At 38.0% G+C, this 13,278-nt stretch carries 16 protein-coding genes; 5 read left to right on the forward strand and 11 right to left on the reverse strand.

All coding sequences use genetic code 11. From position 1 onward, the window contains the following. Positions 1 to 162: 162 nt before the first annotated feature. Positions 163 to 642: a hypothetical protein gene (locus EU510_RS07025; protein ID WP_149592871.1), complete on the forward strand. Its 480-nt coding sequence runs from the start codon at positions 163 to 165 to the stop codon at positions 640 to 642. Between the two features lie 68 nt (positions 643 to 710). On the opposite strand, the gene EU510_RS07030 is transcribed toward EU510_RS07025, so the two are convergent. The 5 genes from EU510_RS07030 to EU510_RS07050 form a co-directional block, all read right to left on the reverse strand. Continuing rightward, entirely contained in the window at positions 711 to 1,733 is a 1,023-nt protein-coding gene (locus tag EU510_RS07030; RefSeq protein ID WP_149592872.1) for a patatin-like phospholipase family protein, read from the reverse strand. A 129-nt stretch (positions 1,734 to 1,862) separates the two neighbouring features. After that, on the reverse strand, positions 1,863 to 3,269 hold the full coding sequence (locus tag EU510_RS07035; RefSeq protein WP_149592873.1) for an alanine/glycine:cation symporter family protein: 1,407 nt from the start codon (positions 3,267 to 3,269) through the stop codon (positions 1,863 to 1,865). Positions 3,270 to 3,688: 419 nt separating this feature from the next. Further along, on the reverse strand, positions 3,689 to 4,702 hold the full coding sequence (locus tag EU510_RS07040; protein WP_149592874.1) for a patatin family protein: 1,014 nt from the start codon (positions 4,700 to 4,702) through the stop codon (positions 3,689 to 3,691). Positions 4,703 to 4,995: 293 nt separating this feature from the next. Further along, the gene (locus EU510_RS07045; RefSeq protein ID WP_149592875.1) at positions 4,996 to 5,985 is read right to left on the reverse strand and encodes an LLM class flavin-dependent oxidoreductase; all 990 of its coding nucleotides are present in this window, start codon (positions 5,983 to 5,985) and stop codon (positions 4,996 to 4,998) included. A gap of 141 nt (positions 5,986 to 6,126) precedes the next feature. Beyond that, positions 6,127 to 6,870, reverse strand: coding sequence for a siderophore-interacting protein (locus EU510_RS07050; protein WP_149592876.1), 744 nt, complete (start codon positions 6,868 to 6,870; stop codon positions 6,127 to 6,129). A 124-nt stretch (positions 6,871 to 6,994) separates the two neighbouring features. Between EU510_RS07050 and EU510_RS07055 the strand changes: the two genes are divergently transcribed. The 3 genes from EU510_RS07055 to EU510_RS07065 all read left to right on the forward strand — a co-directional run bounded on the left by EU510_RS07055 (position 6,995) and on the right by EU510_RS07065 (position 9,155). Beyond that, complete coding sequence (locus EU510_RS07055) at positions 6,995 to 7,414, forward strand: MarR family winged helix-turn-helix transcriptional regulator (RefSeq protein ID WP_149592877.1); 420 nt, start codon at positions 6,995 to 6,997, stop codon at positions 7,412 to 7,414. Positions 7,415 to 7,494: 80 nt separating this feature from the next. Then, the gene (locus EU510_RS07060) at positions 7,495 to 7,908 is read left to right on the forward strand and encodes a S24 family peptidase (RefSeq protein WP_149592878.1); all 414 of its coding nucleotides are present in this window, start codon (positions 7,495 to 7,497) and stop codon (positions 7,906 to 7,908) included. Then, positions 7,896 to 9,155 (forward strand): Y-family DNA polymerase, encoded by a 1,260-nt coding sequence (locus EU510_RS07065; protein WP_149592879.1) that lies wholly within the window; start codon positions 7,896 to 7,898, stop codon positions 9,153 to 9,155. The genes EU510_RS07060 and EU510_RS07065 overlap by 13 nt, the downstream gene beginning before the upstream one ends. Before the next feature lie 20 nt (positions 9,156 to 9,175). On the opposite strand, the gene EU510_RS07070 is transcribed toward EU510_RS07065, so the two are convergent. From EU510_RS07070 to EU510_RS07090, 5 genes are all read right to left on the reverse strand, one after another. Continuing rightward, the gene (locus tag EU510_RS07070; protein ID WP_149592880.1) at positions 9,176 to 9,637 is read right to left on the reverse strand and encodes a hypothetical protein; all 462 of its coding nucleotides are present in this window, start codon (positions 9,635 to 9,637) and stop codon (positions 9,176 to 9,178) included. A gap of 198 nt (positions 9,638 to 9,835) precedes the next feature. Next, complete coding sequence (locus EU510_RS07075; RefSeq protein ID WP_149592881.1) at positions 9,836 to 10,351, reverse strand: DUF4240 domain-containing protein; 516 nt, start codon at positions 10,349 to 10,351, stop codon at positions 9,836 to 9,838. After that, positions 10,351 to 10,542 (reverse strand): YwbE family protein, encoded by a 192-nt coding sequence (locus EU510_RS07080; protein ID WP_004334795.1) that lies wholly within the window; start codon positions 10,540 to 10,542, stop codon positions 10,351 to 10,353. Before EU510_RS07080 ends, EU510_RS07075 begins: the two co-directional genes overlap by 1 nt. A gap of 68 nt (positions 10,543 to 10,610) precedes the next feature. Further along, positions 10,611 to 10,892 (reverse strand): hypothetical protein, encoded by a 282-nt coding sequence (locus EU510_RS07085; RefSeq protein ID WP_149592882.1) that lies wholly within the window; start codon positions 10,890 to 10,892, stop codon positions 10,611 to 10,613. Between the two features lie 11 nt (positions 10,893 to 10,903). Then, positions 10,904 to 11,116: a hypothetical protein gene (locus EU510_RS07090; RefSeq protein WP_149592883.1), complete on the reverse strand. Its 213-nt coding sequence runs from the start codon at positions 11,114 to 11,116 to the stop codon at positions 10,904 to 10,906. Positions 11,117 to 11,216: 100 nt separating this feature from the next. On the opposite strand from EU510_RS07090, the gene EU510_RS07095 reads away from it, so the two are divergent. Next, positions 11,217 to 12,026: an ion transporter gene (locus tag EU510_RS07095; protein ID WP_149592884.1), complete on the forward strand. Its 810-nt coding sequence runs from the start codon at positions 11,217 to 11,219 to the stop codon at positions 12,024 to 12,026. A gap of 88 nt (positions 12,027 to 12,114) precedes the next feature. On the opposite strand, the gene EU510_RS07100 is transcribed toward EU510_RS07095, so the two are convergent. Then, complete coding sequence (locus tag EU510_RS07100; protein WP_149592885.1) at positions 12,115 to 13,239, reverse strand: DUF748 domain-containing protein; 1,125 nt, start codon at positions 13,237 to 13,239, stop codon at positions 12,115 to 12,117. Positions 13,240 to 13,278 lie beyond the last annotated feature (39 nt).

Consider the following 13,278-nt stretch of genomic DNA (forward strand, 5'->3'; position numbering starts at 1 on the left):
AGCGAGCTGGTTTGTATAATCACGCTCGCTTTATTAAAACCCAACCAATTTAACATAACGTAATTTATGAGCTGTGTTGTAAGATTAAAAATAAACTATTTACTATGTCCTCTAGTGTCACTTATACTCAGAATATTATTAATCCTTTAAGGCTGTTCTATATTGTGTGATTTTAACTATTATCTTGAAATACTTCGAAACGTTTCTCTCATAATAGTCCCCACACTAGTAGGCTATATTTCTTTTAAACAATACAATATTAATAAATTAAAATATGATGTCGAGCATCACAAACTAAAGCTAGAGCTTTTCAACAAAAGATTTGATGTATTTGATACTACGATGAAGCTTTACAAAGAAACTATGGAAAATACAGTCAAACAAGAAACATTTAATGATTTCAATACAAGCTATAACTCCTCATTTTTCCTTTTCCCAAAGTCTTCTGGTGTTTATGACTTATTAGATGATTTTCATAAGCGATTTGTCGCAATTCGTGGATATAGAGTAGCTCCTTATAAAAATGGTTCTTTAATCATGGATGTGGATACTAGCAAGAATATTTCCGAAAACTTAAATTGGATTAGAGATAATATTCCGATTTTAAAGGAACTTTTATCTATACATATATCTGTGCCTTAATATATTAAGGTATCCAACTTTTCATTGATTTCTAAAATAATAGTTTATCTCTATAGTCTACTTCATATTTATTTGTCGTTTAACTTTTTATCAAACGCCTCAGCCAACTTTTCAGTTTCACTAAAAACGGTATTCCAATATTTAATACGCGTGTCTGTATCGAGATCGGTAAAGTCGTTCCTGTCTGGAATTTTCCCGTAAGGTAAGCTTGCTACAAATTCTTTTGATGGGGTGATCATCACCACGTTGTCGTAATTAAGTGGTGATACTTTACGTTTTAAATTTTTATCAAACCACCCTGCTTTTGGCTCGCTATTAAAATGCGGATATAAAATTAAGCCTGGATTATTAATTTTTAAATCAAAGTGGTAATCGATAATTCCGCCGTCGCGATATATTCCAGGAGGCGAGCCTGCAATATTTTTTATGCCTTGCATAACAAGCGGTATTGAACCCGATGCAAGTAATGCGTCTTTTAAATTATTTTGAGTAAGCGCTATATTTTGCGTTTTAAAATTGTAGCTGTCGGTAATTGATAAGTCACTTGTTGCTGGGCCAAATATAAAACGCTCATACTGCGCGCCTAATAATTTTCGGTTAGCGCGGTTGAGCATATAACTTTTTGATAAACCCATTAACTGTATTAATTTATTTTCGCTGGCAATAAAGCCATTCGATTTTGCGACAATAAAGTGCGCTTTAAATACGGGGTTATTTATAATTTCGGTTACGCCGTTATCGCCAAAAACCTCTTCAAGTAATGCGCGCGCTTTTATTGTGATTTCACTTGGTGTTGGTTTATTACTTGAGTACCGAGTTTGCGAATACGATTTTGCTAAGCGCTCAATTGCTGCAACGGGATCATTTTGTGCAAAACACGCAGAGCGAAAAGCGCCGGCAGATGAGCCAATTAAATTAAGTGGTTGAGTGCGGTTTTTAAAAAATTCACTAAAAATATATTTATCTAAGCCAAATAATGTAAACCATTTTGGGCCGCCACTCGCGCCTAAAAAAGAGGTGAAAAGTTCTGGTTTAAAGCCCTGTTCGTTTATTATTTTTGCTGCGGTTTTACCTGCGTGGATCTCGATCATCTAAAAAGTTGTACCTTTATTATTGGTTATTATAGTTGTTTACTTAAAACTTAAAGTGAATAATTATTCAAAACAAAAAGCGATTTTATGTTGCCATAAAACCGCTTTTTATAGTTAAAGGTGCTTTAATTAGTCCCAAATGCCGTCTTCGCATTTGCCCTGTACTTTTACATCTTTTACTTTAAATTCGGGCTCTAGACCTTTGTCTCTTTGTGCGTGGTAATCGCTCGTGACAGACAAAATAGTTGGCGTGAGCAATATAATAGCGATAACGTTAACCACTGTCATTAACCCTAAGGCAATATCAGCTAAATCCCAGACTTCTTTTAATGTGGCCGATGCGCCCCACAACATCATTGATAAATAAAGCAAAGTGTAAATACCGCGCCCTACTTTGTTGTCGAGTTTAAATAAATGCAAGTTACTCTCTGCATAGGCGTAGTTTGCCACCACCGATGTAAAAGCAAATAAGGTTATAGCGGCTGCTACAAAGTAAACACCACCTTGTGCTAAATGAGCGGTCATGGCGCTTTGCGTTAAACGAATACCTTCCATTTCGCCGCTTATATCTATATCGGCTAATAAAATGATCACAGCGGTACAGCTACAAAGGACTATTGTATCGAAGAATACGCCTAGCATTTGTATGTAACCTTGCGTTGCAGGATGGTTAGGAATTGGGCTGGCACTTGCTGAAGCATGCGGCACACTACCCGCGCCCGCCTCATTAGAATATAAACCACGTTGAATACCGTTTTTAATGGCAGCGCCCATTGCACCCGCTCCGGCTTCTTGTAAACCAAATGCTGATAAAAATATATCTTTAAGCATGGCAGGTACTTGCGTGAAATTTATAATCGTAATAATAACGGCGGCAAGTACAAACACAATGCCCATTATTGGTACAACACGCTCTGCAAATCGGGCAATTGCTTTAAAGCCACCGAGTATGATTGAGCCTGCTAGTACGGTAATAACAAGGCCTGAATAAAATGTAGGAACTTCAAACGCGTAGTTAAGTGCGTCGGTAATTGTGTTAGTTTGCATTGCGCTAAACGTAAATCCGTAACCTAAAAACAAACACGCGGCAAACACAATGGCAAACGCCCGGCTACCCAAACCTTGTTGAATATAATATGCAGGCCCGCCTCTAAACTCGCCACCACTATCGCGCACTTTATATACTTGCCCAAGTACGCTTTCGGCAAAGCCTGTAGCCATGCCCAATATGGCTATTACCCACATCCAAAATATAGCGCCGCTGCCGCCAAGTGAAATTGCAACCGCCACACCGGCTAAATTACCGGTACCTACTCGTGCGCAAAGCCCTGTACACAATGCTTGGAATGATGAAATATCGTCTTTTTTACATTTGCTGCTGCCTTTTAAAAGGCTAAACATATGTTTAAATTTAAGTATTTGAATTGCTTTTAGTCGTACCGAAAACCATATACCTGTAAACAACAGTATATAAATAAGTACCTGACCTTCTCCCCATAAAAGGTTGTTTACACTTTTGACGACGGTATCGAACATTACTAATCCCTTTTTATTTTATACTTTTACTTTATGTTAGCACCGACTTTAAACTCTGCATGTAGCGCTACTCAACCTTAAAACTCCGGCAGCTCATTATGCATTAAACATAATAGTGTTTAAGTTTGGCTTTACCCGATAGTGAAGTGTGTATTGGTGTTTAATAATCTGTAAGCAAGCACATTTAACATTGAATTTTATTTCTATAAATATGAATAATAAATCACACCTACACTTTATATTGATTAGTTAAAAAATCAATAATATCTTTTTAAGATTCAGTATTTTATTTTGCGCATAGGTGCGGGATGCAATAGTTTTTATTTTGATGCAGTAAGCTTTATATGAGGCGTAATGAGGATTAAGAATGGCAAAAAAATAGCGCATAAAGTTATGCGCTTTTTTGTAATTATATTTAATTAGTTATAGCTGTATTGTGTAGGTGCACTGTAATGGTTGTTGCTGTTAATCTGTAAATTTTGCATTGCTAAGTATGAGCGACCGGCGTCTAAGCCTAATTTATGATCAAAACGTAAATCGTTATTTGAACTACCTAATAATTTGCTATGCAGTTTTTGGTCTGCAAAAATTTGAATTATTTCCACATCACTTGGTGGGTTTGCAATAAATTCAAGCTCATCTAAATACGCTTTTTCGTGCTGTATTAAGTAGTCTAATGTTTTTGGACAATAACCTGATGCAATAGCAAATGTTCTTAGCTTTTGCACCCATGCAGATTGCGCTTGAAAATTAGCGTCAACCGTTCTTATTACCACAATTTTACGAGCGCCTCGGTTGTAAGCTTCACGCACTGGTAATGGAGCGGCTAAACCGCCATCAAGATAAAAATCGCTCTGTGCTTGTTCTTCAGCAAGATGTGTTTCATTCGCTGCTTTTGCATTTAACCAAGGTGTTAATTTTACACCCTCTTTGTACAAAAATGGCAGTGCGCTTGATGCTTTTAAAAGATCGCGCCATTGATTATCTTCACCTGTAGGCGATAAGTAATATGGCTTTCTGTCACGCGCATTAGTAGCTGTAATAAGTAGCTCACGTTCGCCTAAACTTGTTTTTGCTGTTTTAAAGTCTATCGCTCTTTTTACTTCAGTGGTTTTGTCAAAGTACCAATCTAAATCAACTATGTGTTTACCCACTAATCCGCGACCAAGCTGAAAAAAACGCTTATTACGCGAAAGTCCTCTAATTAGGCGTTTAGCGTAGCCTTTTTGGCGCGCTAAGTAGCTAGTTAAATTTTGCGAACCTGCTGAAGTGCCAATGAATAAATCAAAAGGGTCATAGCTTTGCTCTAACCACGCATCAAGTACGCCCGCTGTGAAGATCCCTCGCTGCCCGCCACCTTCAGCAATCAGTGCAACTTTTGGTTGCGCTGTTTTGTTAACTGAATTAGCTGTTACAGTGTTTAGAGAGTTCACGGTGTACCTGCCTTTAATTTTATGATGTCTAGTTTAATAGCTACATTATAAAAAATAAAAGTAATATTTTAAAATTGATCATTTAAATTAGTTCGATTGAAAAAACAGAACGGTATGTAAAGCAAAATGTATACTAAAAATAGCAATCAAATTTACTTTGAATATTTAAATATCGAATTCAACTTTATACAGACATCACTTAAAGTTAATAAAATGAGTTAAAAAAGTTTAACTTTTGATGATGCCTGTATATTAACAAGCCCAGAGTGTACGCTTGCTTAACTAGCTATATTTTAGTGCTTTATTTCCATTAAAATTTCGAGTGCACGGTGGCGTTTTTCACTATCGAATACATCATTGGTAAATATAAACTCATCAACTTCTAGCTGTTTCGCTATCATCTCTAACTTGTGTTTAATACTTACATGTCCGCCTACTACGCTTAGGCTTAAAAAGTTCTCTACATGAGCGCGTTCTTGTTCGCTCCATAATCCGTCCATACTTTCAACAGGTGGTTTTAACCAAAGCTCGTTACCGCGTATAAGTTCGAGCACACGTTGCTTAGAAGTAGTCGACAAGTATTGCGCTTCATCGTCGGTGTCTGCTGCCACTAAAGGCAGTGCAAGCATGACGTATGGCTTATCAAGGTCGCTTGATGCTTTAAATTCTCGCTTATACAATGCTATTGCGTCGTGCACAAAACGCGGTGCAAAATGTCCTGCAAATACATACGGTAGCCCTTTTTGCGCCGCTAGCTGCGCGCTAAATAAACTCGAGCCTAATAACCAAATAGGAACGTTTGTGTTCTCACCCGGTATAGCGCGTATTGGGTGTGTACCATTATAAGGACCTAACAAAGTTTGCAGCTCAGTTACTTCACCCGGGAAGTTTTCTGCACGGCTCATATCGTTGTTTAATGCTCGGCTTGTTACTGGGTCGCTACCTGGGGCACGCCCTAGCCCTAAATCTATTCGCCCTGGATATAAGCTCTCTAACGTACCAAATTGTTCAGCAACAACTAATGGGGAGTGGTTTGGCAGCATAATACCGCCTGACCCAACGCGTATCTTTTTGGTATTACCTGCAATGTGACCAACCAAAATAGACGTGGCAGCGCAAATTATACCTGGCATATTATGATGCTCAGCAAGCCAAAAACGGTTAAAGCCAAGCTCATCTGCTCGCTGTGCGTATTTAGTACTTTTATGAAGAGTGTTGGCAACACTGTCCCCTTTGATCATGGGGGCAAGTTCTAATAACGAAAAAGGAATGGAATTTAACAAAATAGCAGCTCCTAAAAATGCATACTAACAATGTATTACATCATTAGCATAAAACACTTAAATGGGTCTGCTATTAGTTCAATTCAAGTTACGCAGTGGTATTAGAGCAAAATAGGTATATGTTATTTTGCTCTAAGGTATTCAGGCAAGCTGTGCATCACGTTGGCGCAGCTTTTTATAGCCTTCTGAATCCACGCCTTTTTTCCAATACCCTGAGGATACAATATTACCGCGTGGTATATTAAATTGCTCTGTTAACAATGTTTTTGCATTACGAACAAGCCCAGCCTCCAATGCCATAAATACAATAGGAGACTCTGCTGTAATGTGCAAATTTTGAAGCGCGCTAAGTAGCGCTTCGTCAGCATTTTCGGTAACAAGCCAATTAACATCGCGGCTTATTTCTAAATCAATAATGTCTTTTTCGGTGGGTACATGTACAAAGGCATCAATTTTTGAAAATAAAGGTAATTGCTGTATATACCCCTTTATTGCATTTACCGATGTTAAATCGCCAAGTAATACATAATGTGAATGCCCATAATTATCTAGCTTTTTAGGGCCTGGGCCTGCTATACCTAGCTCATCCCCTACTTGTGCAATTTTAGCCCAATGGGTTGCTGGGCCTTGGTGCATATTAATTACAAAATCGAGTGTTAGTGCGCCGCTTTCCTCATTTACATGCTGTATTGTGTATGAGCGCATGCATGCTGTTTTTAAATTAAAATCGGCAACGCCATTTTGTGGAATAAGCACTTTTACATAATTACCAATGTGCACGGAGGTTATATCTGCAAAATCGTCTGAGCCTACAACAATACGCTGTAAGTGCGGTGTAATTTGCTCAGTGCTTAATACTTTAGCTTTGCGAACTTGTTTACCCATTTAAAATCACCTCGTTTACAAAATAGTTAACTGCTTTTTATAGCAAGCATTGCACAACGCCCAATTAGTTGATAAAATCAACTATAACAAATTAATTGATTTTGTCAACTATATTGAGAATTCTATGAATACACCTTTATCAAATACCTTGTTTGAGCTCATGCAAAATTACCGCGTAACAATTCGCGAGGCCATTAACGCAGGCGAACTTGGTATTAACGCTATGCACGTACGCTGTATACATATAATTGCCGGTACAAGTAACTGCACAGCTAACGATATAGTTACTAAAACACAGCGTGATAAAGCACAGATAGCACGGTTAATTAAAGACCTTATTGCGTTAAACCTTATTAATAAGCAAGCAAGTGAGCACGACAAACGTTGCTTTATTTTGTCGCTCACTGAGCAAGGCAATACATTGTTTGATAAATTATTAGCGTCTGAGCAGCAAATAAATGATCAAATGTGCAAAAATTTAAATCCTCAACAAATCAAAGACTTTCTAAATACAGCACAACAAATGATCAAAAACATGGATTGATCGTCTTTCATTTCTTGGCATAACTCATACAAAACGCATATACTGTACACTTATACAGTATGTGCGTTTTAGGTTGTGTTATGTTTGTTATTCCCGTTTATATAGAAGCCGGTGTGTGTGGATTTGAATCGCCCGCGGCGCAATATACCGAGCTAGGTGTTTCTCTTGATGAGCTATTAATAAAACACCCAGATGCCACATTTATTGGCATTGCATCGGGTAACTCTATGCAAGAGGTAGGTATTTTTGAAGGCGACCTACTTGTAGTAGACCGTGCAGAGCAAGCCGATAATGGCGATGTTATTGTTGCTAATTTAAACGGCCTGTTTGTTTGTAAGTTACTCGATAAAACCAATGCAAGGCTGCTGTCGGCATCGTCCCTACATAAGCCAGTACAACTAACACCAGCAGATGAGTTTCAATTAGAGGGCGTAGTGACGCTATCAATAAGAATGCACAGGCAAACTCCAGAGCTTTTAAAATGTATGCCTTAGTTGATGCTGTTTCATTTTATGCAAGCGCCGAAAAAGTATTCGACCCTTCCATTCGCTCTAAACCTGTTGTTGTACTTACTAATAACGACGGCTGCGTATGTGCTGTATGCCCTATTGCTAGGCAGTTAAACATTCCTAAATTTGGCCCTTACTTTAAAGTTAAGCATTTGCTTGAGCAAAACAACGTGGTTGTACGCTCAAGCAATTACGAGCTGTATGCCGATTTAAGCGCCAAAATGATGAACATAATTGGCCGCTTTTGCGACACACAATATATATACAGTATTGATGAGTCGTTTTTACACTTTAATGGCTACACACCACTTATTAAAAACTGGTACGAATACGGCCATGTAATAAGGCGCACCGTATGGCGAGAAGCAAAACTGCCCGTAGGCGTAGGATTTGGCCCAACACCTACCCTTGCCAAAGCAGCTAACCACGCGGCTAAAAAGCTAAGCGGGTTTGATGGTGTAGCCGTTATAGATAACGAGCAAAGCCGCCAAGCTATTTTACAAAGAATGAGCTGCGAAGATGTATGGGGTATAGGCAAGCGCTTAGCTAAAAAGCTCAAAATAATGAACATAAACACAGCATGGGAACTTGCACAGCAAAGCCCTAAAACAATGCGCCGCGCGTTTAGCGTAGTTGTAGAACGTACAGTAAGTGAGCTTAACGGTGTAGCATGTTTAGCCTGGGACGATGTACGCCAAAATAAACGAGAAATTTATTCTACCCGTAGTTTTGGCGAACGAATATACGAGCCTAGTGCATTAAAAACCGCTCTTATGAACCATGTTACTACGGTTGCCAGTAAATTACGGGCGCAGCGCTCACTAACAAAACAACTTTATATATTTGCCGCAAGCGGTAAACACGAAGACCGCTATTGTAAAAAGTCGTTTATGTATAAGTTTGCAACTCCCACTAACGATACCTGCGTAATGGCAAATGCAGTCTCTGAGGTGTTTAATACTATTTATCAGCCAGGGGTTCGGTTTTATAAGTGTGGCGTAGGCGCTTTAGAGCTTACCTCGGTGCAGTATCAGCAAAGCGATTTATTTAATCAAAGTGCCGATAACCCAAAATTAATGCAGTGCCTAGATACAATAAATAACCGATACGGAAAAGGCATGCTAAGCCTTGCTAGCAGTAAATTAAATGACCGCTGGCACATGAACCGCGATTATTTATCGCCCCAGTACACGACTCGCTGGCACGATATACCTAAAATTTACTGCGAATGATTTGCTACTTACTAGATGCTTTATTTACTTTCATCTGCTTTTTTAAATGTGCACTCTACACTGGGTTCGCTCAATGTGTATTTTAGTGTGTTATCAGCTAAAAATTTAATGCTTTGGCTGATTGTTTTTTCGTTTGCGGGATTTTCACAACGGCTCATTCGTAAACCGTTTTCAAGACCATCACTTTTATATTTTAATGAGCTGGTAATAAAACAAAAGCCAGGTTTTTTTACTGTTTGTGTACCGTTATGAAGCGGACCAAATATAATTTGTTCTCCTAACTTAAAGCCACTATTTGGGTTGTTTTCTTCTGTTAGGCTTAAGTTACTATTAACGCATAATCCTGAATTAGTTGAGACAACATCGTACGCACCCAATTTTGACTTTAAAAGCGGTATAAATCGTGTTTTATTACTTGGCTCACTAAAGGCATAAGCACTTGTAAATGTAATTGCTAACAAAGCAAATGTTATATATTTCATTGCGTGTGTGTATCCTTCGAGAGTTAATGTATTAGATAAGCAAAAAATGCTTATCTACTTAACTTTTTACAACTATAACAGAGATTTACTATAAAAGGAGAGAAGTCGTGCTACAGCACTTAGATACCATAACTAATCATTTTGTTGTTAAGTACTCTGTTAAATACGTACTGAAACAACAAAACGATTAAATACACATTACTGCCAGTACTTTTGAAATAACTGAGGGTAGCTTTGCTTTAAAAATTTAGGTTTGTCTTTAAAACGTTTACCTGCTGGTTGCTCACCTGATGGAACAAACGGCAGCTCATCGTCGTTACGCTCTTCATAGAGTAAACCCGCAATTAAATCGTACTCATCAATATAAGGGTAAGGTTGCTCGTTTAAATAATATATCGGTGAACACTGTGCCAGTGAATCGGCATTATTTAAGGCATTGTTAAATACTGTTTGTCCGCGAGATATAAGCCAGCACCTAAATTCACTAAAGCCGCATTCGTCGTTACAACCCGCCATTACAAATGCCGCACCAAATAGATCCCAGGTAAAACATTTACGCATGTTAATACCAAAAAACTTATCAAAGGCAATTAGCTGCTCGTCTGTTAAATCACTTAGCCTAGCTTTTAAATTATCGCTCACACTTTGTGGGTCAAGCCCTAAGTCAGGTGCGGTTACTAAATCCCAAAAGGCCTGCTCTGTTAATGCTGCCATTATAAAATCTCTTTTACTCGGCCAACTTGACCATCTTCTAAACGCACTTTGATGCCGTGTGGGTGATTTGGCGATTTTGTTAAAAGACGCTCAACAACACCCTCAGTTAATGTGCCGCTGCGTTGATCTTCTTTTAATACAATATTTACTGTAGTGCCTGGTGAAATTTGCGAACGCGAAGGAACAGCCATAATTTAAACCCTAAAAATAATTTATCTAATTATAACGTCCATGTGATGTCATACCAACTAAACCGCTGTTAATTGGCTAAAAATGAGATGTGTGCTGGTTTTACGTTCAACTTAATAGTTGCTAGCTGGCTAAGTATAATCTGAGTTAACTCATCAAGTTGCAGTTTTGCATCTTCACGGGCTATCTCATCAATAAAGTAACATTGTACTTTTAACGTGTTTACTTCGTTATTTAAATCAACTGTATGCGTTAGATAATCAAAACCAATTACCATTTCTTTTATTGCTTCGCATGCATTAGTAAGGGCTAAGCGAATTTGTTTATCGCGCTGTTTTTGAGTTTTAGTCATAAATATAAAGGTTACTTAGTCTGGGCTTGTTGCTGTTTTTTGAACTCTTCGTAGTTAGAGTCTTGTTTATCTAGGCATTCATAATATTCTTTGTCAGCTTTAAAGTTACACTCATCAAGTCGTGCCGATTGCAATTCATGAAAACGTGCATCAGAGCTGCAACCAGCCAAAACACATGATCCAATAATAAGTAATGCGCTGCTTTTTAGTTTATTGATAAACATTAAATTTCCTTACACTTTCTATATCGAAAAAGCGTTAAATTATTATGATATTATTGTATATTAGCGCCCTAAAATCTTAATCTCCAAAGGATCTATTACTATGATGTCGCAGTTACAAAAGTTGTTTCAGCGTATAGACAAAAGCAAGATATTTCAATCATTTGTTATAGCTGTAATTATTGTTTCTGCCCTTACAGTAGGTGCACACACTTACTCACTACATCCTACCGTAGAGCTTGCTCTAAATTGGATGGATGTTGGCATTACTGCATTCTTTTTAATTGAACTAATAATCCGCTTTGTTGCAAGTAAAGGCATTAAAGACTTCTTTTCAAAGGGATGGAATATATTTGACACTATCATAGTATTGGGCAGTTTATACCCTGCTGCTGGCTCTACAATGTTAATTGCTAGGCTGTTGCGCATATTTAGAGTGTTACGATTGGTTTCGATGATCCCAGAGCTACGCTTATTAGTTAACTCATTGCTTAAAGCAATTCCGCAAATGGGTTATATAGCTCTATTAATGTTTGTTATTTTTTATATATACGCCGCTATGGGCAGCATGATGTTTGCTGAAATAAACCCCGTACTTTGGCAAGACGTCTCAATCTCAATGCTTACTTTGTTTAGGGTCGCAACGTTTGAAGATTGGACCGACATCATGTACGAAACAATGGCAGTGTACGAATTAAGCTGGATTTATTACCTTACGTTTATATTTTTAACCGCATTTGTATTTTTAAATATGATGGTAGGTGCCATTTTAGAAGTAATGAGTGAGGAGCACCGAAAAGCGAGAGAAGAGCTCGCAGATGACAGCTCATTACCTGCAACGCAAGGGCAAGTAAACGAGCTACAATCCCAAATTGCTGAGCTTAAAGCGCTATTGAGTAACCGAAAAAACTAATCTGATAAGAGTACTAAAGCACCCACTTAAAGTTTAAAAAGTGGGTGCAGCTTAGGCATTCAACGCAAACATGCATTCCCAAAGTGCTTTAATTTTCCTTGTTATCAGGTTTTTCACCCGTATCTTCAAACGAAATGATGTTATCTACTTTCATTTTAAACGCATCAAAAAATGCGTTTTTTAGTACAGAAATAACGGCTTGAAAAGTCGACACATCCGTATTATCTAATTGCCCCTCTATAGGAATGCGTGCAGCAACGAGTTTAGACTCATCGTTTTCGAGTATAGAGCCCAGTAGATCTACACTGCCTTCAAATATGGCAGTAAAGATACCGTCATCATCTTTTTCTATATCTTCTCGCCAAGAAAATACACTCAGGTTTTGAACACCCGCTTTTACATAACCATTCAAGTTATTATCTTTAGCCACAAGCTCCATTGCACCATCAATGCCCCCCGCTTCAATATCAAACGGTGTATACACTTTAAACACAGTGTCGAGATTTTTAACTGAGAAGTGCTGTATCTCTGCGTTAAAATCAAAATTAGCGCGTTTGCTAAAAGGGTTTAGTTTGCCATCAAGCTTTAATGCGGCCTCTCCCATTAACGCCCCCTCTACGTTTAAAGTAGTCACAAGTGTTTTTGATAGGTTTTGCGCATTCGTTATATTTTCAATTCTGGCATTAATATTTGATATAAAAGTGGGTTTTTCACCACTATTGGTTGAGTTAACTAAGGTTAACTTGCCTTGCTCAATTATTAAGGTATCAATAGAAAACAGTACTAAGTCATTCGCCAGCCCCACCCAAGTGGTTTCATCTTTTACTTGTTGATTTTGCTCAGAGGCATTGGGGTCTTTATCGTAAATAACTATTTCAGGACGCGTAAAAGCCATATTTGTGACTAAATTCCCTTTTAAAAGGGCTGACCACGCAAGTGAAAAGTCGAGAGTTTGAATACTAAGTAAAGGCTTAGGAGCTGAAGTTGCATCAACAGCGTAAATTTCAACGTCGTCAATCGCGTAGGCACCGCGATATAAAAACAAATCTACATCACCAACATGCCCCGTTACACCTTGCGTATGTTTTAGCTGATAATTTACATACTGCTGAAGTGCATAAGGCGCGGCTATTCTGGCAATAATAAGGACTAATAAAATAACAGCAAATGAGTTAAACCATTTGCTATGAAATACATTAGAAATCGAGCTCATTGTAATTTCCTTTACCTAATACTTTCAAATGAGCATTTT

This window comes from Pseudoalteromonas sp. FUC4, assembly GCF_008370255.1.
GTDB lineage: Bacteria > Pseudomonadota > Gammaproteobacteria > Enterobacterales > Alteromonadaceae > Pseudoalteromonas.

Excerpts from the sequence above, each read along its gene's own strand:
- EU510_RS07030 (WP_149592872.1), bottom strand. The coding sequence starts at position 1,733 with ATGATCGAGATCCACGCAGGTAAAACCGCAGCAAAAATAATAAACGAA.
- EU510_RS07035 (WP_149592873.1), bottom strand. The coding sequence starts at position 3,269 with ATGTTCGATACCGTCGTCAAAAGTGTAAACAACCTTTTATGGGGAGAA.
- EU510_RS07050 (WP_149592876.1), bottom strand. The coding sequence starts at position 6,870 with ATGGGTAAACAAGTTCGCAAAGCTAAAGTATTAAGCACTGAGCAAATT.
- EU510_RS07055 (WP_149592877.1), top strand. The coding sequence starts at position 6,995 with ATGAATACACCTTTATCAAATACCTTGTTTGAGCTCATGCAAAATTAC.
- EU510_RS07060 (WP_149592878.1), top strand. The coding sequence starts at position 7,495 with ATGTTTGTTATTCCCGTTTATATAGAAGCCGGTGTGTGTGGATTTGAA.
- EU510_RS07065 (WP_149592879.1), top strand. The coding sequence starts at position 7,896 with ATGTATGCCTTAGTTGATGCTGTTTCATTTTATGCAAGCGCCGAAAAA.
- EU510_RS07070 (WP_149592880.1), bottom strand. The coding sequence starts at position 9,637 with ATGAAATATATAACATTTGCTTTGTTAGCAATTACATTTACAAGTGCT.
- EU510_RS07075 (WP_149592881.1), bottom strand. The coding sequence starts at position 10,351 with ATGGCAGCATTAACAGAGCAGGCCTTTTGGGATTTAGTAACCGCACCT.
- EU510_RS07080 (WP_004334795.1), bottom strand. The coding sequence starts at position 10,542 with ATGGCTGTTCCTTCGCGTTCGCAAATTTCACCAGGCACTACAGTAAAT.
- EU510_RS07085 (WP_149592882.1), bottom strand. The coding sequence starts at position 10,892 with ATGACTAAAACTCAAAAACAGCGCGATAAACAAATTCGCTTAGCCCTT.
- EU510_RS07090 (WP_149592883.1), bottom strand. The coding sequence starts at position 11,116 with ATGTTTATCAATAAACTAAAAAGCAGCGCATTACTTATTATTGGATCA.
- EU510_RS07095 (WP_149592884.1), top strand. The coding sequence starts at position 11,217 with ATGATGTCGCAGTTACAAAAGTTGTTTCAGCGTATAGACAAAAGCAAG.
- EU510_RS07100 (WP_149592885.1), bottom strand. The coding sequence starts at position 13,239 with ATGAGCTCGATTTCTAATGTATTTCATAGCAAATGGTTTAACTCATTT.